The organism is Companilactobacillus kedongensis (assembly GCF_003946625.1).
GTDB lineage: Bacteria > Bacillota > Bacilli > Lactobacillales > Lactobacillaceae > Companilactobacillus > Companilactobacillus kedongensis.
This window is the reverse complement of sequence record NZ_RHOR01000003.1, coordinates 1-23,225: the sequence shown is the minus strand read 5'-3', so window position 1 is coordinate 23,225 and position 23,225 is coordinate 1. Positions and strand designations below refer to the sequence as shown.

Annotated in this window: 18 protein-coding genes; 4 read left to right on the top strand and 14 right to left on the bottom strand. The window is 41.1% G+C overall.

Annotated elements, in window-relative coordinates; genetic code table 11:
* Positions 1-3 precede the first annotated feature (3 nt).
* The 12 genes from EKM60_RS02800 to coaA all read right to left on the bottom strand — a co-directional run bounded on the left by EKM60_RS02800 (position 4) and on the right by coaA (position 16,018).
* Positions 4-1,248: a hypothetical protein gene (locus tag EKM60_RS02800; RefSeq protein ID WP_125712226.1), complete on the bottom strand. Its 1,245-nt coding sequence runs from the start codon at positions 1,246-1,248 to the stop codon at positions 4-6.
* A 201-nt stretch (positions 1,249-1,449) separates the two neighbouring features.
* Entirely contained in the window at positions 1,450-2,724 is a 1,275-nt protein-coding gene (locus EKM60_RS02795; protein WP_125712224.1) for a tyrosine-type recombinase/integrase, read from the bottom strand.
* The gene (locus tag EKM60_RS02790; protein WP_003575700.1) at positions 2,717-2,923 is read right to left on the bottom strand and encodes a DUF3173 domain-containing protein; all 207 of its coding nucleotides are present in this window, start codon (positions 2,921-2,923) and stop codon (positions 2,717-2,719) included. Before EKM60_RS02790 ends, EKM60_RS02795 begins: the two co-directional genes overlap by 8 nt.
* A gap of 77 nt (positions 2,924-3,000) precedes the next feature.
* The gene (locus tag EKM60_RS02785) at positions 3,001-4,281 is read right to left on the bottom strand and encodes a replication initiation factor domain-containing protein (protein ID WP_125712223.1); all 1,281 of its coding nucleotides are present in this window, start codon (positions 4,279-4,281) and stop codon (positions 3,001-3,003) included.
* A gap of 428 nt (positions 4,282-4,709) precedes the next feature.
* Positions 4,710-5,594: a hypothetical protein gene (locus EKM60_RS02780; protein WP_125712220.1), complete on the bottom strand. Its 885-nt coding sequence runs from the start codon at positions 5,592-5,594 to the stop codon at positions 4,710-4,712.
* Positions 5,545-5,928: a hypothetical protein gene (locus tag EKM60_RS02775; protein ID WP_125712218.1), complete on the bottom strand. Its 384-nt coding sequence runs from the start codon at positions 5,926-5,928 to the stop codon at positions 5,545-5,547. Before EKM60_RS02775 ends, EKM60_RS02780 begins: the two co-directional genes overlap by 50 nt.
* Before the next feature lie 70 nt (positions 5,929-5,998).
* Positions 5,999-7,099, bottom strand: coding sequence for a nucleotidyltransferase domain-containing protein (locus EKM60_RS02770; protein ID WP_164508297.1), 1,101 nt, complete (start codon positions 7,097-7,099; stop codon positions 5,999-6,001).
* A 196-nt stretch (positions 7,100-7,295) separates the two neighbouring features.
* Complete coding sequence (locus EKM60_RS02765; RefSeq protein WP_125712214.1) at positions 7,296-10,439, bottom strand: type I restriction endonuclease subunit R; 3,144 nt, start codon at positions 10,437-10,439, stop codon at positions 7,296-7,298.
* Complete coding sequence (locus tag EKM60_RS02760) at positions 10,432-11,622, bottom strand: restriction endonuclease subunit S (protein ID WP_125712212.1); 1,191 nt, start codon at positions 11,620-11,622, stop codon at positions 10,432-10,434. Before EKM60_RS02760 ends, EKM60_RS02765 begins: the two co-directional genes overlap by 8 nt.
* Positions 11,612-13,138, bottom strand: coding sequence for a type I restriction-modification system subunit M (locus EKM60_RS02755; RefSeq protein WP_125712210.1), 1,527 nt, complete (start codon positions 13,136-13,138; stop codon positions 11,612-11,614). The genes EKM60_RS02760 and EKM60_RS02755 overlap by 11 nt, the downstream gene beginning before the upstream one ends.
* A 337-nt stretch (positions 13,139-13,475) precedes the next feature.
* Entirely contained in the window at positions 13,476-15,026 is a 1,551-nt protein-coding gene (gene guaA / locus EKM60_RS02750) for a glutamine-hydrolyzing GMP synthase (RefSeq protein WP_125712208.1), read from the bottom strand.
* Between the two features lie 65 nt (positions 15,027-15,091).
* Positions 15,092-16,018, bottom strand: coding sequence for a type I pantothenate kinase (gene coaA / locus EKM60_RS02745; protein ID WP_125712207.1), 927 nt, complete (start codon positions 16,016-16,018; stop codon positions 15,092-15,094).
* A 92-nt stretch (positions 16,019-16,110) separates the two neighbouring features.
* On the opposite strand from coaA, the gene EKM60_RS02740 reads away from it, so the two are divergent.
* The 3 genes from EKM60_RS02740 (at position 16,111) to EKM60_RS02730 (ending at position 17,815) form a co-directional block, all read left to right on the top strand.
* The gene (locus tag EKM60_RS02740; RefSeq protein WP_125712204.1) at positions 16,111-16,695 is read left to right on the top strand and encodes an SGNH/GDSL hydrolase family protein; all 585 of its coding nucleotides are present in this window, start codon (positions 16,111-16,113) and stop codon (positions 16,693-16,695) included.
* Between the two features lie 10 nt (positions 16,696-16,705).
* Positions 16,706-17,341 (top strand): GPP34 family phosphoprotein, encoded by a 636-nt coding sequence (locus EKM60_RS02735; protein WP_125712201.1) that lies wholly within the window; start codon positions 16,706-16,708, stop codon positions 17,339-17,341.
* A gap of 87 nt (positions 17,342-17,428) precedes the next feature.
* Positions 17,429-17,815 carry a hypothetical protein gene (locus tag EKM60_RS02730; protein WP_125712199.1) on the top strand — a complete coding sequence of 129 codons (387 nt, stop codon included), beginning with the start codon at positions 17,429-17,431 and terminating at the stop codon, positions 17,813-17,815.
* Positions 17,816-17,969: 154 nt separating this feature from the next.
* Here the strand turns inward: EKM60_RS02730 and EKM60_RS02725 are convergent, their stop codons facing one another.
* Positions 17,970-19,289, bottom strand: a complete 1,320-nt coding sequence (locus EKM60_RS02725; protein WP_125712197.1) for a replication-associated recombination protein A — start codon at positions 19,287-19,289, stop codon at positions 17,970-17,972.
* A 328-nt stretch (positions 19,290-19,617) separates the two neighbouring features.
* Positions 19,618-21,924: an RNA polymerase recycling motor HelD gene (helD, locus tag EKM60_RS02720; RefSeq protein ID WP_125712195.1), complete on the bottom strand. Its 2,307-nt coding sequence runs from the start codon at positions 21,922-21,924 to the stop codon at positions 19,618-19,620.
* A 195-nt stretch (positions 21,925-22,119) separates the two neighbouring features.
* On the opposite strand from helD, the gene EKM60_RS02715 reads away from it, so the two are divergent.
* Positions 22,120-22,581: a VOC family protein gene (locus tag EKM60_RS02715; protein WP_125712193.1), complete on the top strand. Its 462-nt coding sequence runs from the start codon at positions 22,120-22,122 to the stop codon at positions 22,579-22,581.
* Positions 22,582-23,225: the final 644 nt, after the last annotated feature.

Here is a 23,225-nt window from a genome sequence, read left to right as displayed (position 1 = left end):
AAATTAATTTTTAAATTCAGCAATCTTTGGTATAGAGTGTGGATATTTGTCCTTATCACTTGATACATTTCTTGATAATCTTGGATTTTTTATTCCTATAATATTGGATTCATCGCTAGAATATATGAATTGTGCATTTTTAATGTTTTGGCTATCATTTCCAAAGGAAGTCTCAAAATATCTTGCAAATTGCGATAGGTGCTTTTGATCTGAGGCCTGATTAATTTGATTAACTGCTATATCAAAATATGAATCCTCTGACTGATATCTTAAACTGGAAACTTCTTGTGCATCCTTAAAAACGATATCTAACGATTTCATAGATTGCTCTCTACTCAAATAATAATTCCATAAATTATTATTAGTTGTCGATAACAAAACCTTTTTCTTAATATTCTGACCATCAACCCTATAATCTATATCAGTTTTACACATTATTTCCCATTCCTTAGGAAGATCTATCGAAGTTACATTGCCAGGCTCATTTTTATTTTTTTCAATTCTAATTACCCTCGACGGAGTCACCTTATAAATTTGCCCATCAATGTTACTAGAAGGATCATCTCTAATACCCGTTGTATCTTCCCCGATGTCTTTAAATTTACTTTGAAATGCTATCCATTCATCCTTTGAAAGTCCTGATACTATATTTACCCTATTTACTGTTGCAAGTGTCCCCGTCGTTTCCCCAGACAAAGATGAAACGCTTTCACTCATTGATGGAAGTGGAATAACTATTGGCGCATATGTACTCGACTGAATCATATAAGAAGGCGGCATCAGATAATTTATTCTCATAACACTAGATAAATAAAATTTATTGGATATTTTTTCTATGGAAACTCTACTCTCACCGTAATTATTAAGCTTCCAAATAGGATAATCTATTCCATTACTTTCAACTTTCCAGGGCATAGTCAAAGTAGTCTGAAATTTAGGCTCATTTATTTTATTTTGTATTTCAGTGTTCCTCGAATCTTTAAAATAACTAGAAATACTACTAGACACTCCCCATAATGCTAGAATTAAAGTTGCTATTTCTATTATTATTTTTGAAGTCCATACTTTTGATTGAGAACTGAATTTTAAGCTTAAAAATATTATAGGTAATATTAAAATACAAAGTAAAAATTCCCATATAAATGGATTAGTATTTTTCTTCTTCATCATATAATAAATGCCAACTAATCCTGAAAATATAATTAAAACTAATGTCATAATTAAAATTGTAGATTTACTTATTTTCATTTTTCCCCCAAGGAAATAGTTATTCTAAAAAAGATCAAACAAATTGAAAATAATTTGTATGATCTCTTAATTAAATATTTGTAATTATTTTTTAGGCACTAAAGTTACTAATAATTTTCTAACAATTCTCGACGTAATAAAAGCTTTTATTCCCACTCAAGCGTATCTTCAGCGGCGCTAACCCGCGTCATCACTGGCTTCCTATGCCTCAACTGTCGTTTTGGCGGGGAGTTTGGCGGGGCTTAATTTATCGTACTTCACCGCCTGATTACCCACGAACCGCACCTGATTCTGACCCGCTGTCTTGATCGTAATATTACCCGCAATCTGTTCGGCGATGTCGGCATCCAGCCCGCCCCACAAGTGCGAGTAGTGCTTCAGCGTAATCTCAGGTGACGAATGCCCTAAGCGCTTAGACAACACCAGCACTGAGACATTGAACTCATTGATGAGATACGACGCGTGACTGTGGCGCAGCCCTTTGCCTTCGACTGGATGCACCTTCGCTAACTTGGCGTAGCGGTGGATAATTCGCGAGATCGTGGACTTGGTCATCGGCAAGCCGTCGTAGGTCATGATGAAGTCATCAATCCCGCCCAAACCGAAACTCGTCTGCACCTCGCGCCAGCGCCGCAGAATCCCCACGGTGTCATCGTCGAGCGTCAAGATGCGCTTGCCGCTATCTGTCTTCGTGTAGTCGTGGCGCTCCCAGTCATGCCGGTTCTTCATCACCAGCATGTGGTCAACGTGCAGCTGCTTCTTAGCGAGGTCAACATCCCGCCACCACAGCGCCGTGCCTTCGTTGACCCGCACGCCAGTCAGGAAGTACAGCCACAACATCACAAAGTTCAGGTGCCCGTAGATATCATCAATGCAGATTTGCGCGATAACTTGTTCAAACTCGGCTTTCGTCCAAAATGGTACGCTGCTTTTGGCCTTGGGGATCGCCTTAACGCGCTTCGACACATTGCTGGACAGATACTGCATCTGCACCGCGTGGTCAAGGGACTTGCGGAAACAGCCGAACACCAATCCAGCATAGCCTTGCGAGTAGCCCGCACCGCCGTCTTTCTCATCTGTGAGCAACCACGTGCGGAAGTTCTGCACGTCGGTGATATCGATGTCACGCAGCAGCAAGTCGCCAAACCGCGCGATACAGATATCAAAGCTGCGATTACGGACGGCGAAGGTGCTTTCCTCCACGTCGGTTTTGTACGCTGGGATATACGAGTCTTTCATGAATTGGCGGTAAGTCATGCGGAAGTTCGTAAACCCATGCGCCTCATGATATTCACGCTTCACCCGCGTCAGCTCCTTGTTCGCGGCAAACGCGGTACTGAATGGCATTCCTTGACTGTCCTTCCGCCCTTTCTTGCGGACGCGCTTGCCACTCATCTTGTCGGTGCCTAACTCGGTTTCATAGTAGAAGTTACCTTTGGCGTCTATGAATACGCCTGGATATTTGGTTTTACTCATTCTCAACAGCTCCATTCATCGGTGATCCGAGAATGGACTCAACGACAGAACGCGGCACGCGCCCTAAGTTTCGGTTGAGATACAAGGGATACCCCTTTTGTACCATCCTTTGCTTCGCTTGTCTAATGATATCGCGCGCGGTGTGCTGCTTAAACCCTAATGCCATCAGATCTTGATAGCAGACAAAACTCTTATCCAATTACGTCACTTCCTTCTCATTGATTGAAGTGAGATAATCAAACCAGATAGGACCCAAATCTTATCTGTGAAGGGTGACTACTTGCTTTGGTCGGCATAGTCGCTCTTTTTTGATGTCTCACTTGTTTCTGCATCCGTCAAAACGCCATTACGGTGGTGCTGATAGTGGTGAATCAAGTCCCAGTGGCGCTGCGTCAGCTTGCCGCCGTCAATAATCGCCTTCAGCTCAGTAGTGCCATTGTATTGATCAATCAGCTGCAACATCTTCAGCGACGGCGCGACCTGCTTCTTGAGCCAACGGGTAATGTGCGCGTAACTCAATGGTTCAGGATTGGTAGAAAGTCGCAGCTTGTCGCGATAATTGCCGATGAAAGCATCCCAGCGCGGATCTGTCGCCCACTGACTCTTCGCTTTGTGACTCGGCGTCAAAAAACGCAGGTAGCGATTGATGATGCCGAACACAACTTTCTCTGGATCATGCTCTGCCAACAAATTCTTAATTGCCGCAGCGGCGCGTTTGCGACGTAACCGGACTTCAAAGCGTGTCCGTATCGGCTGATCTTCAATCGCAATCTCAGGGTGCTTCTGGTGTTGCTCAAAGGCCTTGTCGTAAATACAGAAGTACACTTCACTTTGCGGCGACCCCAGATACAAGGTTCTGCCCGATACCTTCCACTGCTTGGTGCGATTATCTCGGAAACCATGAAAACGTGAGGTGAATTCATCACGGTCACACTTCTCAATCAAGGTTGGTACGTCAAGCAAGCCATTGCGATCATTGATGGCGAGGTCAACTCGGGTGAAATGACCGTCAAGCGCAATGCACGTCTCTAGGAAGTCGTACCAGGTGCGATCCTGCTGGCGCAAGTACGATTCAACGTAGCGGCAGCCTTGACCTTTCAACTCAATCATCGTGCCACTATCCTCACTAGGATCATAACCGTCTGCATTTACATCTTGATATGGCGACAGCAACACGTCGATTTCGCCACATTTGAAGGTCGCACTGTAACCATAGCGCGCGCCTTCCTTAAGACTGAAGTGATTGAGGTTGAGCTGGAACAACTCCGTCACCAGCTCTTCATAGTCGTGTGACTTGAAGGTGACGCCCAAATAATCAATACAGACGTCAATATTGTTCTGACCGGTCAGCGATCGCAGTGCCAACGTCAATCGCAATCGCGCTTGCTTGTTAATCGGACTCTTCCCTGTCAGCAACTGGTTCAAATGCGACCGACTATAATCAGCCGTCTTCGCTAATTGACCCTGAGTAATCTTGTGCATGCGCATCTCATCATGAAACTGGTTTAGCCAGTCGGTATTCGTCATCCCGCCGACTAAGTTCAAATCTTTCAGCATGTTAGCTCCTTTCGAAGCAACCTGACAGCAAAGCCACCTATCTGCCTACGCAAAGTGGCTTGCCACCGGCGCTTTCGTCCTACTTACGTGTATTTTGTCTCTAATATTTGCCCCCCTATTAGAGACCGGGGGCTTGTGGCGGCCGGCTAACGCCGACCGCCGCCGCTCGCGCTAGCGGCTTTCGCGCTGCACGCCGCGCACGGCGGCGTACGTTGCAAGACCCTTCCGGAAGGTCCGTGAGAACTTTCGCTCTCAACATATACAGACGGTTTGTAGGACGCGTTTTGAAACTGAAAGTTAGGCTGTAACAGAATTTTAATATTGGCAATACTGAATCGCTATAACGAACGTAAAACTCGTCAAATAAAAAAGCCATCCTCACTTGCTAGGATGGTCTTGCCTTTCAATTACCGAATCCGAAAAACTTTTCAGAAAATTTGGTGAGCTTTAGTGAACAGATATGGTGGATTGGGTTGACTCTCAAAGACATATAAATGTTCAATAGAGTTTCTACCTGCATCGTTGAACACTTCACGAAAAATTTCAGAGATTTGCTTTGGATTTGTATTCAGGAGAAGATACAGCGACTTTACTCCTTCAGTTTCTGCTCCTCGAACAGTGCCTAACAATTCCGATACAAGTTTGGGATTGTATCTGCGCACTCGGTCCTGAACGCCATTTTGGAGCGTTTGGAGTACAACGCGCTTATTAGCAAGTACAACTTTAGGTAAACGCTTCAGATCGATGGGATAAGTATCTGCCACCACAACCGAAAGTATAGAGTCGTCTGTTACTATTTGTTTAGGCTCGATTTTTAAGACCTTTACTTGCGTATCCGTATCGGCGGCATTCACATCTGGTATTTCAAGAGAAATACCTCTCCACCCCAAAGATGTATGGTTGAATAGGTATTCACAAAATTGCCAAACTGGAATGCTCGTTGCACTTCCCGCATGCAAGGCATTAACGAAGGCTGCCAACTTAATTGTCCAAGTCGGAACCAGATAATAGTGATTTTCCGGAAGGATTTCTTTTTGTCTCAAAATCAAGTGTAAAAATAGATAGTACAACACATAGAAAAATAAAATCACAAAGAATGGATAAACAAATGGAAATACTGCAATTAAATTATCAATATTATCGTTAAACACTGGCAAAGATTCTGCAACGGTAATTATCTGCTTTTCGGGAAAATAAGTTAATGCAACGATTGCCATTGATACAATCAAAAGCACAGGCACAGCGATGCGCAAGAATATAAATTCACCTGTTCTTATGACTCTTCCCGCGCGTTTTTTGAGGATGTTCGCCATTTCCAAACCACTTTCCTGTCATTAAAAACAATTCATAAAAATAAATCCACTCTCTAGTCCATGGAATAATCGTCTCTTGGGGATCATCACCAAACGTAAACTCACATTGGTTTGGTTTGTTTCTAAACAAACACAATGAAATGGTACCACTTTCTAAATCGGATTCTTCTTTGTAAATATGGGGAACGCCCTCTAGCCCGTTTTCTGGCATCTTAATACCGTGCAACAGAACCATCAATTTCTTTCCCTTCGATCGAAATTCAATGCGATAGCTGGAGCTTGCTGAATTTGCACTGATCATTCCGTAAATATGGAAATATCCGTTGGGCGTCATGATGTTTCGCCTATTCGGAAAAAGTTTAGATAGTTCGCGAAAATATCTGAACCTAACCGGGTTTGATTTCTTAATCACCCCAGTAGGTATGTGGCCGGACTTTTTTCTCACTTGTATCTCCTTCGAAAACGCCGTTGGAGTTCAGACTCACCCTACCTTGACGCTGAACTTCAGACTGCCGTTCGCCGAGTGCTTCAAATGCATTCTGCACCCGATTAGCACCATAAATGCTCGATAGCCGTTCATGCCACTGCATGATCTCAGTCTGATTGGTTGTACCAAGATCCGACTCTACAGAACGCAACCATTCGAAAAACGCATCTTTTCTTTCCGGATGATCTTGCCATTTATCCGTAAAGTCTTCACTGTTGTTTGTCGGATTAAAGATATGCGGATTTTCATTCAAGTCATACTCAATCTGTTTTCGCAGTCCATTTACAACTGATACCAGCGCATCAGACAGGTCATCCTGTCCTGTATATGCTTTTGCTGCAAGGATTGTAACAATCATTGAAATCGGCTTTAACTTATCATCGCGTTTTTCAAACATTTTGTTTCGATGGTACTTGAGTAGCTGCACAACTTCCTGCAAAATTGTGTATTCTTTGTACTCCTCTGGTGCTTCTACTTCAGCCCGGACGTAACCTTTAGAAAAGGTTGAGTTCTGGTAAATGTCTTGTCCCTTCTGCATAAACCAAGTTTTAAACTCAAATGGGCTACTTTGCCGATATCGATAAGTGTTTTTATCGATTCTATTAGTAATCATTATATCTGACTGTTGACCATCAACTCCCGGGACAACATCAACGTGAGAATCTTGATACTTAATCGTCCATGCACGATTCTTTTCAGGCAGTAATTTTTTGGCGTACAAGCCGCTTGATTTCAAGACATCACCAACCGAGTGCTTAGTCTCCGCAGCATTCAAACTACCGTGAATTACTGCAACCAAATCGATGTCAAAATCGTCATCGGAACCATTAAGCGGCTTAATTGCAGTGCCTAAATTGTACGATCCTTGAGGCTTGACGTCGACATCACTCGTTATTCTGTCAGAATTTGTAATTAACTCACCAAGCGCTTTGTATTCTCGCACGACGGTTTCTTTTGCAGTATCCGATAAGGCAATCTGCTTACAGATTTTTTGTAAAACAAAAGTTGTATCTCTCATTTTTTCTCCCTCACACATGAATTCTACAATTAATAATACACCCATTCAGCATTTTCGAACATATGTTCTTTATAGCCTCATCAAAATACTGAACCTCCCGAAACTTCTTACTTGGATCAGACACATGTTTGCTTGTTTCACAAAAGTACCGTAAACTCAAAAATTCTACCCAATTTCAGCCTTTAAATTGCTAGTACTACCTTTCGATTTCATTGAATGCCATCTTCTCAGCCTGCTCAACAACAGTCTCCACAGCAGACCTTGTAAAATCAGGCGGATACCCATACTTGCGCAACAACCTCTTAACAGCGATTCGCATGCTTGCTCGAGCTGACTCACGCTGTACCCAGTCTGTCCTTTGAGCAGAATCGCGCACTTCTTTAACTAGAGCTTTGGCAATTTCTTGTAGCTTATCAGCGCCGAGTTCCTCAGCTGCACGTTTTTCATCGGCTAGTGCATCATAGAATGCTTTTTCCTCAATGGATAGCCCCAAATCTTGGCCGTCAGTCTCCGCAGTCTGCATGGTCTTAGCGAGCTCAATGAGCTTACGAATCACTAATTCAGTAGTTACGCCACGTTGGTTGTACGCGTCTAATGATGCCTCCAACATCTCGCCGAACTTACGCGACTGAACTAAGTTTACCTTGGTCATCGCTTTGATTTTGCCTTTGAGTAACCGTTCAAGCAGCTTCATCGCCAGACTCTTCTCCGGCATTTGCCCAACACTGTCCAGAAAATCTTCGGATAGTAAGCTTAGCTCCGGTCGCTCTAATCCTAGCTCTTCGTACAGATCAATAGGTTTCTCTGCCAAAACAGATTGATTAACCAATTGATCAAGCTTCAGGTTTAACTGGCTGTTACCAATTTTGCGTCGTGAATCACTAGCGGTTTGCATCAGCTTAACCAACGCATTCTTAACTGCAACAAAGAAGCCTACCTCACCGGCAATGGCGACTGCTTGATCCGTCGTGACGACTAGCGCATGCGCTTTCTGGAGCTGAACAACGGTATCGGCAAACTTGCGCTGCTGATCAGGTTGCAACATTGCGACAGCGTTTAGCGCCGTGCGGAATGCCTTTTGGCTCTTCTTACGATCATCGCTAGTGAAGTCACTGTAATCAACATGGTACAAGTAGTCGTTCGTGATGATGTCGTATTTTTCCTTCATCAACATGATGGCTTTGTCCACGTTAATTCCAGTCTGCTCTTGGTCAGAATCAGAGTATTGTTGCAACGCTGCCTTTAGACTGTCAGCAATCCCGATATAATCAACGATTAAGCCACCATCTTTATCTTTGAAGACCCGGTTGACACGAGCGATAGCCTGCATCAGGTTGTGACCGTGCATTGGCTTGTCGATGTACATTGTATTAACTGCTGGCGCATCAAATCCGGTCAGCCACATGTCTACCACAATGACTACTTGAAGCTCATCTTGGTCGTCTTTCATTCGCTGTTGCAATTTACGACGATCAGAAGCATTCGTGTGATGTTTAGCAAGTTCCGGCCCATCAGAGGCAGCGTCGGAGGTCATGATGACCTTAATTTTGCCCTTCATCAAATCATCAGAATGCCACTCTGGACGCAACTTGATAATCTCATCGTAAAGCTTCACGGCGTTCCGCCGTGACATTTCAACGATAATTGACTTACCGAACTCCTGCGCTTGACGCGCCTCGAAATGCTTTACGAAGTGCTTCGCCAGGACTTCTAAGCGTCCTTTCGTACCAGCCAGTCGCTCCAGCTTGGTAAACTCAGCGCGACGCTTCTGTTCTTCGGTTTGCTCGCCTGCATTGTAGACCCCGGCTTCTTCCATCACCATTTCGTACTTGTGCTGGACTTGAGGATCAAGATCTAGCGGGATGATGTGGTTCTCGTAGTAAATCCGTACGGTTGCGTGGTCACGCACCGCGGCAGACATATCATATACGTCGATGTAGTCACCAAATACACCACGCGTCGACTTATCGCTGAAGTCAATCGGCGTACCAGTAAAACCGATGAAGGAAGCGTTAGGTAATGCTTCTCGCATGTACTGTGCGTAACCGTACTTCACCCCATTCTTGGTAAATTTCGCCTTCAACCCATACTGCGAACGGTGCGCTTCGTCAGAGATCACAATGATGTCAGACCGTGTATTAAGAACCGGCATTCTATCTTCGTTGTCTTCTGGCGCGAACTTCTGGATAGTAGAAAAGACAATACCACCGCCCTTACGCTCCAATAAGTCTCGGACTTCTGTACGTGATTTTGCCTGTGTTGGCGTCTGCCGCAAATATTCATGCGCCGCGGCAAAAGTCTGTCCTAATTGGTCATCAAGATCATTGCGGTCATTCACAACCAGAATCGTTGGATTGCCCAGCTTACGACTGACAATCCCCGAGAAGAACACCATTGAGAGGGACTTACCAGAACCTTGCGTATGCCAAACCACCCCGATACGATTGCTATCAGGATCTTTGAGAGTTTTAGCCGCAGCTTCAACTGCTTTGTTGACCATGTAGTATTGATGGTAGGCAGCGAGAATCTTGAAAGTCTTCGCCCCATCAGTCTCAAAGATGATGAAGTTTTGAATCAAGTCTAATACAACGTCACGCTTCATCATGTTATTGATTAACGTCTCCATTGCATAGACATCCAACTGCTTGTCATCGCGCTGCTCAGGTGAACGCCATTGCATGAAGCGATCAAAGCCCGCAGACAGGGAACCCGTTTGCGCATTCACCCCGTCGCTAACGACAAGAATTTCGTTGTAGGCCATGTAGTCAGAAATATCTTGCTTGTAGGTCTGTAACTGGTTAAACGCGTCTTCAATTCCTACATTAACATTTGCCTGGTTCTTCAGTTCAAACGTCACAAGTGGCAAGCCATTGATAAATATCGTAATGTCCGGCCGCCGCTTACGCTCACCCTGCTCCATCGTAAACTGGTTAGTCACTACAAAATCGTTGGCATCCACATTATCGAAATCAATTGGTTTAAGCACATAGGTGTGGTCTTGCCCACCTTCAGAAACTTTAACCTTCGCACCCTCAATAATTAGCTTGTGTAGTTGATGGTTGTTTGCCATCAAGTCAGGGCCGTCCGTCACCAAATAAAACCGACGGACTGCCTCTTTATAAATGGTGTCCTTCAGTCCTGGCGTATTGCGTTCCAACGCGTCACGTAAACGCTGGCGCAAAATGACCTGTTTGTGGTCATTGTCACGCTCGGCGTCAATGATATCATTGGGGTCCTTATAGCTTTCACTGCGGTAATCTTGATACCCCAAAGAAACCAGCGCATCGATTGCCTCCAGCTCAACATCCTGTTCGTTTGTAAATGATTTGGTGTTAGGCATTATTATTCATCACCGTTTCGATATTTGACAGATCAATATCACCAGCAAGTAGTTTAGGCAAGAGTATGTTGCGAAGCCTAATCAAATGCTGATTCTGCTCTTTGTTCAGTTTGATCATGTCAATAATATCCACAATTTGGAATCCAAATTGTTGAGCAGCTTCTTTGACGTATGGGATTTCGTATGAGTACGCTACTTTAGGCAATACTCGCTGGCGTGAATTTGTCGACCCTGTTGTATTGGATTCAAGATACTTCTGATACCTTTTATCATTCACAACAGCGTACACAAATGCTTGCATTTCAGGTGCATCAGCATTAAATGTTAGAAACTCGGTTGAGGCAACATTTAGTAACTTCTTAGACGTGTTTGGCAACCACACTCTCTTTACATCTGGATTCATCTTAGATACTAAAATTGAAAATGGCTCAACTATATTTTTATTGCTTTTGATACCTGAAGCAGCATTGATAACCGGAAATCTAGCGGCGTCGAACGCAGGCATACTGAAATGGTTAACAAAGACCTCACTAGTTTTCTTTGGATTAAACGTACCAGACTTTGTTCGTATTATGCTCGATAACTTCACCTTTCCAGAATTTTTGACAAGTTCATTGCCTAGGTACACTCTGTTGAACATATCATCAGTTATCTTCAATAGGTTATTATTGATCTGCTGATTGAGTTCGATCTTGGTATCTATGGAATCAAGGAAAAATACAATTTGTTGTTGAACATCAAGTGGTGGCAGTTCCAATTCGTAGTTACTAATAGCCTCATTTTGCACACGTTGACGACCAGACGTACCCGTCATTGACTGAATTGCAACTTGCCGAAAATCGTTGGACGTGGCAATGTAGTACAAATACTCTTCATTCAACACGTGCTTGTCCGCTCGCAATACAATAAATTCAGTCGATCCAAAGGCAACTTCATCCGCGTCCAGTATATCAACATATGATGTTTTCCCATTTTCAAGCGATGGCGTGATACGAGCCACCAAGGTGTCTCCATTTTGAAACTTAACCCCACCAGAGTACTTTTCAAAGCTGTAACTATCAATCTTTTTTTGAAAAGGTGTCAGGGCCTCCATTGGAATCTTACGTGCTACTTCATTTTTTGCGAGTCGTAGACGCGGGTTGATAACGGCAACGTTACTGAGTTTTACTAATTTAGTCTCCATAACCAATACCCCGTAGTGCATTTAGAATTCGTTCCTGAAGTTTGTCACTCTGTACAAATTGATCGTGTAGGGCAGAATTTAATTTATTCATCTCATCATCAAATTCTTCGTCGCTCATCTGCTCCTCGTCAGCCAGTCCAACATATCGACCTGGTGTAAGAACATAATCACTGGCAACAATATCCTCTAGCGTTGCCACCTTGCAAAAGCCGGGTACATCTTTATACACTTTGCCAGAAGTTCCTGTGTATGCATGATAAATGCCAGCAATTTTATCAATATCCTTCCGGCTAAATTCACGATGTGTACGGTCAGTCATGGTTCCCATCTCCCGCGCATCAATAAAGAGCGTCTCACCAATCCGATCACGCTCACCTGCACTTGCCTGATTCATATCAAAAATCCAAACGGCGACAGGAATCGAAACCGAATAAAACATCTGAGATGGCATTGCCACAATCGCATCCACCTTATGATCCTCAAGTAGAGCCTTGCGGATAGCGAGTTCATCTTTACTTGATGTGGACAGTGCACCATTGGCGAGAACTATACCAGCTTTACCATCAGGTGCGAGCTTGCTCAGAATATGTTCAATCCATGCATAGTTGGCATTGCTGTTTCCCGGCATGCCCCACTTCCAACGTGCATCGTCAGCAACCTTATCCGCACCCCAATCCTTAACGTTAAATGGTGGGTTTGCTAGGGCGTAATCAAAACGTTCACCACGATGCTGATCATCTAGCAGCGTGTTAGCATTACGTGGGCCAAGATTGTTGTCGATACCATGAATTGCCAAGTTCATCTTTGCCAAGCGCCAAGTCGTTGGATTCCACTCTTGACCATAAACAGAAAGGTCAAGGATATTTCCCTGATGTTCACTCACAAACTCCTCAGACTGAACAAACATACCGCCTGAACCACAGCATGGATCATAGATTTTGCCACTGAACGGTTGAATCATGTCTACCAGCGTTCGGACAATAGAGCGCGGTGTATAGAACTCACCATCACCATTTGTTGCAAACTTGCGCAAGAAGAACTCGTAGACGCGCCCCAGCACGTCGTTCTTCCGCGATTCCTCATCCCCAACCTGCACATCAGTAAACAGATCAATAACTTCACCGAGTCGTTCCTTAGATAGGTCGTCAGATGCATAGTTCTTTGGCAGCACACCTTTGATACTGTCATTCTCATTTTCAATCGAGGTCATAGCAGCATCAATAATGGTTCCGACATCTGGCGTTTTGGCAGCCGCAGCAATGACAGACCAACGTGCATTCTCAGGCAACCAGAAGATATTTTCGGCATCGTAAAAATCACGATCTTCCGCATCCTCTGGATATTCAGTTGCCTCAAGTTCAGCGTGTCGTTCTTCGAATGTATCGGACACGTACTTCAGAAAAATGAGTCCTAGTACAACATTCCGATAAGTGGACTGATCCATCGATCCCCGCAACTTGTCACAGGCTTCCCAGAGCTTATCTTCAATCTTCAGTTCATTGCTTTTGGCTGGCATCAGCTTATCCTCCAATGGATTCTTATTAGTTTCATTTTACTAGATTTGGTCAGTAAATATTCGTCTTTGCGTAATCTTTCATTCAACAAATATCTGAGTGCTGTCACACCTTATGTTTTTACAAAATGCTTAACTTCCGAATTCTTGTTGCAGGACATCGGATGGCCCGGGCGTTAATGACAAGTCAACAAAAATCCCCGCCAACTCAGCCCTCATTTGGCCCAAACTTGGCGGGGATTTTGGCGGGGAACGTAACTTATTCCCCGCCAATCGTATCCTTTATATCTTCCGAAAATGCCGTTAAATCAACATTCCGGGTTCAATTTACATGTACCTTTTATTCCCATTCAATAGTTGCTGGTGGCTTAGAAGTAGTGTCATACACTACACGATTGACATGATCAACTTCGTTTACGATTCTTACTGAGATTTTTTGAAGTACATCCCAGTCGATTTTAGCAAAGTCTGCTGTCATACCATCAATAGATGTAACGGCACGAATTCCGATTGTATAATCGTACGTTCTACCGTCACCCATAACACCGACACTTCTAAAGCCTGGTAATACTGTAAAGTATTGCCAGATTTCTTTATCTAGGCCGGCTTTTTTGATCTCGTCACGCAAGATATAATCTGAGTCACGAACGATCTTAAGTTTTTCTTCGGTAACTTCACCGATAACACGGATTCCAAGGCCTGGACCTGGGAATGGTTGGCGCCAAACTAGGTCATGTGGCATACCTAATTTTTCACCTAATTCACGAGTTTCATCTTTGAACAAAGTTCTCAATGGTTCAATCAACTTGAATTGCATGTCATCTGGAAGTCCACCGACATTATGATGAGACTTGATTGTTTGAGCGGTACTTGTACCACTTTCGATAACGTCTGTATAAAGTGTTCCTTGAGCTAAGAAGTCGATACCATGCAACTTAGTTGCTTCTTCATCGAACACTTGGATAAATTCGTTACCAATGATCTTACGTTTCTTTTCAGGGTCAGAAACTCCGGCCAACTTGTCCAAGAAACGTTTTTGAGCATCAACTTTAACGATGTTCAAACCAAATTTGCCTTCAAGACTTGCCATAACTTGGTCGGCTTCGCCTTTACGCAATAGACCGTGGTCAACGAAAATACTTGTTAGTTGTGTACCGATTGCTTTATGCAACAAGACACCAACAACTGATGAATCAACACCACCAGAAAGTCCCAAAAGAACTTTCTTGTCGCCAACTTCTGCACGAATTTTTTGGATTTGTTGGTTGATGAAGTCATCCATTGTCCAGTTAGCTTCTGCACCACAAACATCAAAAGCAAAGTGCTTTAGGATGTCCATGCCGTATTCAGTATTTCTAACTTCTGTATGGAATTGCACACCGTACATCTTACGTTCATCGTCAGCAATAGATGAGATTGGTGCATTCTTACTTGTAGCAGTAACTTTAAAGCCTGTAGGGGCTTCACGAACCAAGTCACCATGGCTCATCCAAACGTATTGTTTCTTAGGTAATCCTTTGAAAATAGCTGCATTATCATCAGTTACTTCAATATCAGCTCTACCATATTCACGGTTATCGGCTGATTCTACCTTACCACCCAAGTTGTAAGCCATTAGTTGCATACCGTAACAAATACCAAGCATAGGAATGCCTAGTTTGTAGATATCTTGGTCAATTGAAAAGGCTTCTTTATCATAAACGGAGTTTGGTCCACCTGATAAAATAATACCTTTTGGATTAATTTCTTTAATTTCAGCGGCAGTAATTGTGTTTGGAAGCAATTCAGAGTAAATGCCAATATCTCTGATTCGACGAGTGATCAATTGATTGTATTGACTACCGTAATCCAAAACAATGATGCTGTCTGCATCTGGCCATTGTTTGTTCAAATCCAATTTCCCCCTAGTTTGATTTATTTTATTGTATCTAAAATCCTACCTCATGTCACTTTTTACTAGTACTTACGCAAATAAATTTTATCAATTTGGTGATCATCTGATTTATGTAGGATCAAATCAGCACGTGTTTTGGTAGGTCGAATATAGTTTAGCAGGTTTGGATAGTTGATATTCTGCCAAACATCTTTTGCCATTTGCAGCGACTCTTTTTCAGGTAACTGCGTAAATTGATAATAATAACTATTAGGATCATTTCTTGCCAAACTCAATAACGTTTCAAAACGATCTAAAAACCACTTCTCGATATTTTTGACGTCAGCATCTATATAAATGGAGAAATCAAAAAAATCACTCATAAAAATTCTGGTATTCTGGGTCAACTGTAATGCGTTGATACCTTCAACGATCAAAATATCAGGGCTATCGATCTCTTCATATTTATCTGGGATAATATCGTAAATATTATGCGAATATAGAGGATAACGAATTGGACCGCTCTGTGTTTTAACATCACTCAAAAACTTCAAAAGTTTTGGCATATCATAGGTTTGCGGGAAGCCTTTTTTATCCATCAAACCTTTTTCTTTCAAAACTTTACTAGGATATAAAAAGCCATCAGTTGTCATTTGAGCAACTGTATATTGCGGATAAGCTCTCTCAAGCATGATCTTCAGCAATCTGGCAGTGGTACTTTTACCGACGGCAACTGATCCGGAAACTCCTATAATGAAGGGAACTTTTTTATTGGAGTGATCCAAAAAGTCATTCTTTAGCTTAGTTAATTTGCGATAATTCTTCAAATAGATATGAAGCAAATGGCGAACAGGAGCATAAACAGACCTAACGTCTTCAATTGAGATCTCGTCATCGAGTGATTTGATCTTGCGCAATTCACCGTTAGTGATAGCCTGTTTATTATATTCACCATGGAAGTGCTTCCATTCCTCACGGGAGAATTCGTTATAGTTCGACAATTCTTTCATAATTATGAACCTACTTACCTAATAGTTAATTAACTTTTACCAATTTTCTGGTATTCTAGTATAGTATAGAACATTTTTTAGAAGGAACACATATGAAAAAAATAGTATTATTCGGAGATTCGATTTTCGCTGGTTATTCAGACGGAAAAATGACTGATGCATTGACCGATCGTATCAGTAAACATTTTCCTGACGACAAAGTGATAAACTTATCGATCCCGGGATATAAGACTAGTAATGCCGTTTCAAATATTCAACAAAATATTTTGGAATTGCATCCCGATTTATTGATTCTTGGCTTTGGTGCCAACGATATCTCAACTAACGACGAGATCAAACCTGGTAAGTTTGCTTCAAACCTAGCAACTATCATCGATGCTGTTGGCAAAGATAAAATCGTTTTACTTTCACCGCCATATACGGATTGGCACAAAGTACCTAGTCGTCCTTGGACCAGACAATTGCAATTTGATTTAGTCACTGAACACATTGGAAAAGAGTCAGATATTGCCTACATTGATCTATTGCATGAAATGTCTAACTCAAATTCAGTTCAAAAACTATTACAGACTGATGGTTTGCACTTCACCAGCAAAGGTTACAATCTTTTAGAAGAATTATTAGTACCACAAATCAAACTGACGCTAGCCAAACAGTCTGAGCTAGTATCTAATTAAGGAGCACCATATGAATTTAAATATTCCTCAAAAATATTTTATTTTATCGTGCAATGAAAAAGGCAGCATTCGTATTTTTAAAAACACGAGACGACGTGCTTACTTGGCTGCTAGTTCCTTTTTTGATCTAGCTTTAAACGATATTATTGATTTAACCGATAATAGTGTCATCATCAATAAGGTTTTGCCAGACGATAAAACATATCTCAATGAATTTTTCCAGATCATCAACCGCAATCAGGGTAAGAGTGTTACACACGTACTCAGAGCGATGGCGACGAAAGAGAAAATCACTAAACACATCTATAACGAAATCGGCGATTCATTAGTTACAAAAGTTGATGTAACTAAGGCTACGACTGGCTTAGTTTTCAAAACTAACAACTATATTCCAGACATCAGGGTCAAGCAGTCATTGGTGTCTGAAGTCAGAAAAGAGATCCTGACCGCTGACAAAATTTCTCCCGAGACTTTTGCTTTATTGGTCGTACTCTATGGAAACCATGACTTAAAGACCTATTTCTCAGCTTTTGAACAGAAACAGATCAAGACTAAACTCGAGAAATCTAAAGATGATCCAACCTATGAAAAATTATTGGAGTTATCAAAAAGATTAAGCAGAGTTATTTTGACGTTATTAAGTTAGACCATATTTTTCAGAAAAACTTAAATAATTTTCAATCCTCTTTTGGTGGTATTATCTAGCTGGAAGCACTAACCATGGAGGATCGAATTGAACAAAATAATTCTATCAACAATCGCCACAGTTTTTTTGATTGCTTTTATCCCTATGGCCTCATTGCTATCTTCAGATCTTGCCATACGTAATCGCGTTCTGAATGAAACTTCAGCTGTTTTAAAGCAGAGCGATTCTGAAAAGTATGGTTACGATAATAAAAGCAAGAAGTTCCTAAAGTCACACCCATATTTGTCGTTGCGGAAGATCACTAACAATCAGGGCGTTGACGGTCAAGGAGAGTACTTCATTGGTCAAACCAAAAATAATAAGTTGATAAGAATCTATATTAAATTTGCCTCACCAAATAATCGTATGGACGATTTCAACCCAGTTCTGCGAGTAAATAAAATTCAAGTAATGCAAAACGCATCTGTCGCCTGACAGATGCGTTTTTTGTGTTGACTGTAAAGTTACGTCATAGATTACACTGATCAAACCAAGAATTTTATGACTAACGAAAATACTGAATTAACTGAAAAGGTTATTAATCTTGAAAAAAGCACCTTAAATGATCATATCTTGTCACACTCTTTACCTAATCATTTCGTTTATGCCAAGCTTTGATCTGTTCAAGCCGACCTTTAAATCTTTTTTCATTACCTTCTTCAGTTGGTAAATAATATTCATGGCCTTCCAATGAAGGTGGCATCGTCTTCATTGTTGTTAATTTATCTTTTGCATAGTGAGCCAATTCATAATTTTTTCCATAGCCCAGATCCTTCATCAATTTAGTTGGTGCATTCCGGATCTGTAATGGTACTGGATCATTTGCCGTCTGCTTAACATCCTTGGCGGCAGCCAATCTAGCCTTGTAAACAGCGTTTGATTTCGGAGCCAATGACAAATAAGTTACCGCTTCGACTAAATGAATATCACATTCTGGCATCCCCAGAAATTGACAGGCTTGAAAGACATTGATGGCAACATTAAGCGCATTCGTATCTGCTAATCCTACATCTTCACTCGCAAATCTCACTAATCGCCTAGCAATATAGAGCGGATCTTCTCCACCCTCCAGCATCCGAGAAAGCCAATAAATTGCAGCATCTGTATCACTATTACGCATAGATTTATGCAAAGCAGAAATAATATTATAGTGTTCTTCACCATTTTTATCATACAGGACGAATTTTTTGGTGATCAGCTGACTCAGATCTTTCGTAGTTACTTTAGTAGTTTGACCATCTTTTTCACCATTGAGGATCGACATTTCCAGAGTATTTAGTGCCATTCTGGCGTCACCGTCAGCAAAGTTAGCAATCATCTCAATCTCATCTTGACCAATATCGATCTTTTGCTTGCCAAAGCCATCCGGATTACTCAAAGCATTCTCGATCAATTTAACAATATCAGCTTGTTTCAAAGCCTGTAAGACAAATACTTTACAGCGAGATAACAACGCTGAATTAATTTCAAATGAAGGATTTTCCGTAGTGGCTCCAATTAGAATAATGCTGCCGCGTTCCACGTATGGCAAAAAAGCGTCTTGTTGAGCCTTATTGAAACGATGGATCTCGTCCACAAACACCATCGTTCGTTGACCAATTTCACGGTCCAATTCAGCCTGCTTCATAATTTTTTTAATTTTACTGATACTACTATCCACAGCACTAAAGCTCAAAAAACTAGATTTAGTCTTATGAGCAATAATTTCAGCCAAAGTAGTTTTACCAACACCAGGTGGACCCCAGAAAATCATCGACGATACCTGATCATTCTCAATAATTTCTCTGAGAATTTTCCCAGTCCCCAATAAATGCTGCTGCCCAACAAAGTGATCCAGATCTTTAGGGCGAACACGACTAGCCAAAGGCGTATTCTCAGGCTGATTTGAAAAAAGCGATTCTTGTTTCATAAAGAAGCCACCTACATTCCTAACCTATATCTTATAGTCCCATTCTAAACTATAACGTTACGTGACAGTCAACTGAACAAAATTTATATGTTTAAAATCTATAAGATCAAAGAATAATTCGGAGGATGAAAAATAGGGTGCCAGCAGTAATAGTGTTGTTAGAACGGCGGTTTTCCGTTATTACAACACTGGACGTCATTTGAAATTCGTAGAAGTTCAAATGCGAGATTTCAGACCTCGGTTGAAATCGGTCCTACTGCAGGTATCCTATTTTTTATCCGTAGATACAGATCAAAAAAACAGCTACCGCAGTAGCTGTTCCATAATCTTATTCCGTATAGTATTTTTCCGGTACCCGTTGCAACAACTCAGACAATTCGCCAATAGCTGTCACTGTCAATCTATGCATAGCACGTGAAGCAATCGTATAAACCAACTGCTGTTCATCTTCATCAAACTTCTTTTCCGAAGCATCCCACATAATAACTGCATCGAATTCCAGTCCCTTAGCCAAATATGATGGCAAGACAATCGTACCAGAAGCTAAACGTTGATTTTCAGAACGAATCCAAGTTGCTTCGATACCTTGATCTGATAGCATCTTTTGAACGTGCTCCGATTCCGCCAAGCTCTTAGTGATAATCGCAGTCGTAAATTTATCTTTATCATTTATTTTCAACTGTGCAACCACATTACTCAAAGCTTGGTCTTCATTATCAGACATCATGACATTAGGTAAATCACCATTACGATTGAATGGCTCGATTTTTTGTCCATTTGTCAAAATAGCTTTGGTATAATCCGTAATTTGTTTAGTAGAACGATATGAATGCGTCAATTGCACAACTCTCGTATCATCCGCATCAAATAATCCTTGAACCTCAGATAGCAAAGTTTGACTATTTTTCTTCGTAAAGATCGACTGGTTCAAGTCTCCGAGCATTGTGTAGCGTGCTCTTGGGAACTTATACTTCAAATATGCCAACTGAAATGGTGTGTAATCTTGAATCTCATCAATAAAGACAAACTTCATATCTAACTCGCCATGTTTACCAGTAACAAGGTCATATAGATAAAGATATGGACTCAAATTATCCATCGAAATCTGCTTATCATTAAACATTTCAATGAATTCATCAACATAACTCTTCCATTGATCTTCAGTAATGCCATTTTTGCTTAAATCTGTGATCTTAGGTACAGCTCTCAAAAAGTTTAAGTAATTAGTCGAAACGCTCAAGAACCTCAAGTGATTAATTTGGCTATAAACCTTTTGCATAGCGGCCATGACGATTTTACGAGCTAAGAAACGTTGTTCTTCGTCACCATTTTTGAATTCTTGATCAGCTGTGTTATAAAGCATCTTCAATTGTTCTTGACTCAAATCTTCAATTTGCTCAGAAACCCATTTAGAACGCATCTCTGAACCTACTTTACGGCGTAACATCTTCTGCAAGCGTTCAACTGTAGCGTCCAAACGGTTGCCAAGATTGTACTGTGGACCAAAGCTGTAATAGATTTCTGCAATCTTCTCTTTAGGAATAAAAATTTTACCCTTAAAGTTAATATTTTTGAAACTAACACCACTCTCATTGAGAAGTTTTCCGTAGTTAGTCAAAACTTTGAAGAATTCAATATCAGAAACAAACTTAGAAATATTTTTATTAACTGGATTATCTTGTTTTTCAAAACGTTGTGAGAGACTTTCCATCGAAATATTTGGTAAACGGCGTGCCAGATATTGACCATATGTCATCTGGACCATATTTTGCTCACCCATTTCAGGCAAAACGTTTTGGATATAATCATTGAACAGCATATTAGGCGAGAACATGACAACTTGACTAGATGTCAATGTGCCACGATATCTATAAAGTAAGAAGGCGATACGTTGCAAAATGGCCGATGTTTTACCTGATCCGGCAGCCCCCTGCACAAATAAGAGTCGTGATTTGGTGTCACGAATGATCTTATTTTGTTCAGCTTGAATAGTCTTAACGATGCCCTTCATATGAGTCGAAGATTTACCATCCAAAACTTCCAAAAGCATTTGATCGCCAATTGTTTCCTGAGTATCAAAGTAAGCTTGGATCTTACCATTTTCAACTAAAAATTGTCGCTTTAAGAATAATTCAACATGCTGCAAACCATCTGGTGTTTGATATTCAACATCGCCAAGTTTTCCATCATAATAAATAGAAGAAATTGGAGCTCTCCAGTCATAAACGAGAAAATGATCAGCTTTATCTGTAAAGGAAGTTAACCCAATATAGATTTTTTCACGCTTAGGCTCACCCTTCTCTTGAAAATCCAGACGAGCAAAGAAAGGTGTTTTTTCGAGTCGTTTTAAAACACCCAGACGTTGTTGCGATTGGTGCCAACTGTTGTTACGTTCATCCAGCATCTGTTGCTGTGCATGGATCGAGAGTGCCGCATCCATTGAGATAGCGTCACCATCCATACCAACGTGAATATCGTCAAAGGCATCATTAATAACCTTCAGGTCTTCTTCTGCCACATCAATATGCTCTTCTAACTTCTTTTCAGAAGTTTTGATTTTTTCAACCACATCATCTAAATGTGCTTGTTCAATTTGTTTTTCATCTAGTTGCTTAATTTCAGATTTTTCTGTCATATTAACCTCGAAATTTTTAGTTATATAATATTACCATTTTTATAAAGTAAATTCAAAAATTGACACTCGCCAATCTATTGATATAACAATAATCAGCGTCGCAAAATGCTTTCAAAAACAATAAAATATTATCTCATTTTGAAGACAATTATCTGGTACAATTTAGCCATCAAATCTAATACGGAGATCAGTCATATGCAATCACAAATTTATCCATATTTTGCTTTTAAAAACGCTAAAGAGGCTATCGAATACTACCAAGAAGTCTTTGGTGCCACAGAAGTTTATCGTTTAAGCCCTAAGGCTGAGCAAGCTAAAGAATTTGGTATTCCTGAAGGAGTCGACTTAGATAATTTGACCATGCACGCTGGATTTACGATCCTTGGTATGAAAGTTGAATGTGCTGACGCCTTTAACGGCAACGCCGAACCATCTGGACAAGTTTCACTACTGCTCGATATCAATAGTGAAGATCCAGAAAGTGCCAAAGCTGCTGACGACTTTTACGCCAAAATAGAAAAATCTGACGAAGTAGAAGTCACTATGCCTTTTGAAGAGCAATTCTGGGGTGGTAAAATGGGTGGTTTCACTGACAAATATGGTATCAACTGGATGTTGCATACATCCCCTTGGTCAACTAGTGTAGATCATAGTTAGATAGTGTTAATTGTCTTCTCTTAAATAATTGATGATTAACTTTTAACCTGATACAATGTGGGTGCAATAAAAAAGACGGTAAACACCTACAATGTGTTATACCGTCAATCATTTTATAGTGATCCCACCGAAGCGGTGGCTAATTTTACTAAAAAGTAAGCACTAACTTGCCAAAGTTTGGAGTGCTTACTTTTTTAGTATCTTCAAACATTTCCGTATAACTAATACACAATGGGTAACTGTCAAAATGAGTTTTTCAACCCGTATGACAATTAGTTGAGCCCCAAAGAGTATTACCAGAATTGATACTATCCAAGCATACATCGCTACTCCACTTCTTAAAAATTTCAGTTATGATTACTGATTGCACCATAACGTCCACCTCTTTTCTAGAAGTAGCCAGCTCTCCAACAAAATCACTATATTATTAGTATGCTGGTATAAAGTTAAGATTCCAAATATTAACCCGCTAAACAATAATTTAAATAAGTCCTAAATAAAAACCACCCGTAAAACGGGTGGTTTTCTCTGAGGCTATAAGCCTCTTCCACTAGCCAGCGTCTCAAGACGCTGGCTTTTGTATACCAAAGCCAAACTGCTTTTATCACTTTTGCCACCGCTTTAAGCGATATTCGTACTACTTA

Bases quoted from the DNA above. Each gene is read 5' to 3' on its own strand.
- EKM60_RS02740 (WP_125712204.1), top strand. From the start codon at position 16,111: ATGAAAAAAATAGTATTATTCGGAGATTCGATTTTCGCTGGTTATTCA.
- EKM60_RS02795 (WP_125712224.1), bottom strand. From the start codon at position 2,724: ATGAGTAAAACCAAATATCCAGGCGTATTCATAGACGCCAAAGGTAAC.
- EKM60_RS02800 (WP_125712226.1), bottom strand. From the start codon at position 1,248: ATGAAAATAAGTAAATCTACAATTTTAATTATGACATTAGTTTTAATT.
- EKM60_RS02725 (WP_125712197.1), bottom strand. From the start codon at position 19,289: ATGAAACAAGAATCGCTTTTTTCAAATCAGCCTGAGAATACGCCTTTG.
- EKM60_RS02715 (WP_125712193.1), top strand. From the start codon at position 22,120: ATGCAATCACAAATTTATCCATATTTTGCTTTTAAAAACGCTAAAGAG.
- coaA (WP_125712207.1), bottom strand. From the start codon at position 16,018: ATGAAAGAATTGTCGAACTATAACGAATTCTCCCGTGAGGAATGGAAG.
- EKM60_RS02760 (WP_125712212.1), bottom strand. From the start codon at position 11,622: ATGGAGACTAAATTAGTAAAACTCAGTAACGTTGCCGTTATCAACCCG.
- EKM60_RS02780 (WP_125712220.1), bottom strand. From the start codon at position 5,594: ATGGCGAACATCCTCAAAAAACGCGCGGGAAGAGTCATAAGAACAGGT.
- EKM60_RS02770 (WP_164508297.1), bottom strand. From the start codon at position 7,099: ATGAGAGATACAACTTTTGTTTTACAAAAAATCTGTAAGCAGATTGCC.
- EKM60_RS02735 (WP_125712201.1), top strand. From the start codon at position 16,706: ATGAATTTAAATATTCCTCAAAAATATTTTATTTTATCGTGCAATGAA.
- EKM60_RS02755 (WP_125712210.1), bottom strand. From the start codon at position 13,138: ATGCCAGCCAAAAGCAATGAACTGAAGATTGAAGATAAGCTCTGGGAA.
- EKM60_RS02785 (WP_125712223.1), bottom strand. From the start codon at position 4,281: ATGCTGAAAGATTTGAACTTAGTCGGCGGGATGACGAATACCGACTGG.
- EKM60_RS02765 (WP_125712214.1), bottom strand. From the start codon at position 10,439: ATGCCTAACACCAAATCATTTACAAACGAACAGGATGTTGAGCTGGAG.
- helD (WP_125712195.1), bottom strand. From the start codon at position 21,924: ATGACAGAAAAATCTGAAATTAAGCAACTAGATGAAAAACAAATTGAA.
- EKM60_RS02775 (WP_125712218.1), bottom strand. From the start codon at position 5,928: ATGACGCCCAACGGATATTTCCATATTTACGGAATGATCAGTGCAAAT.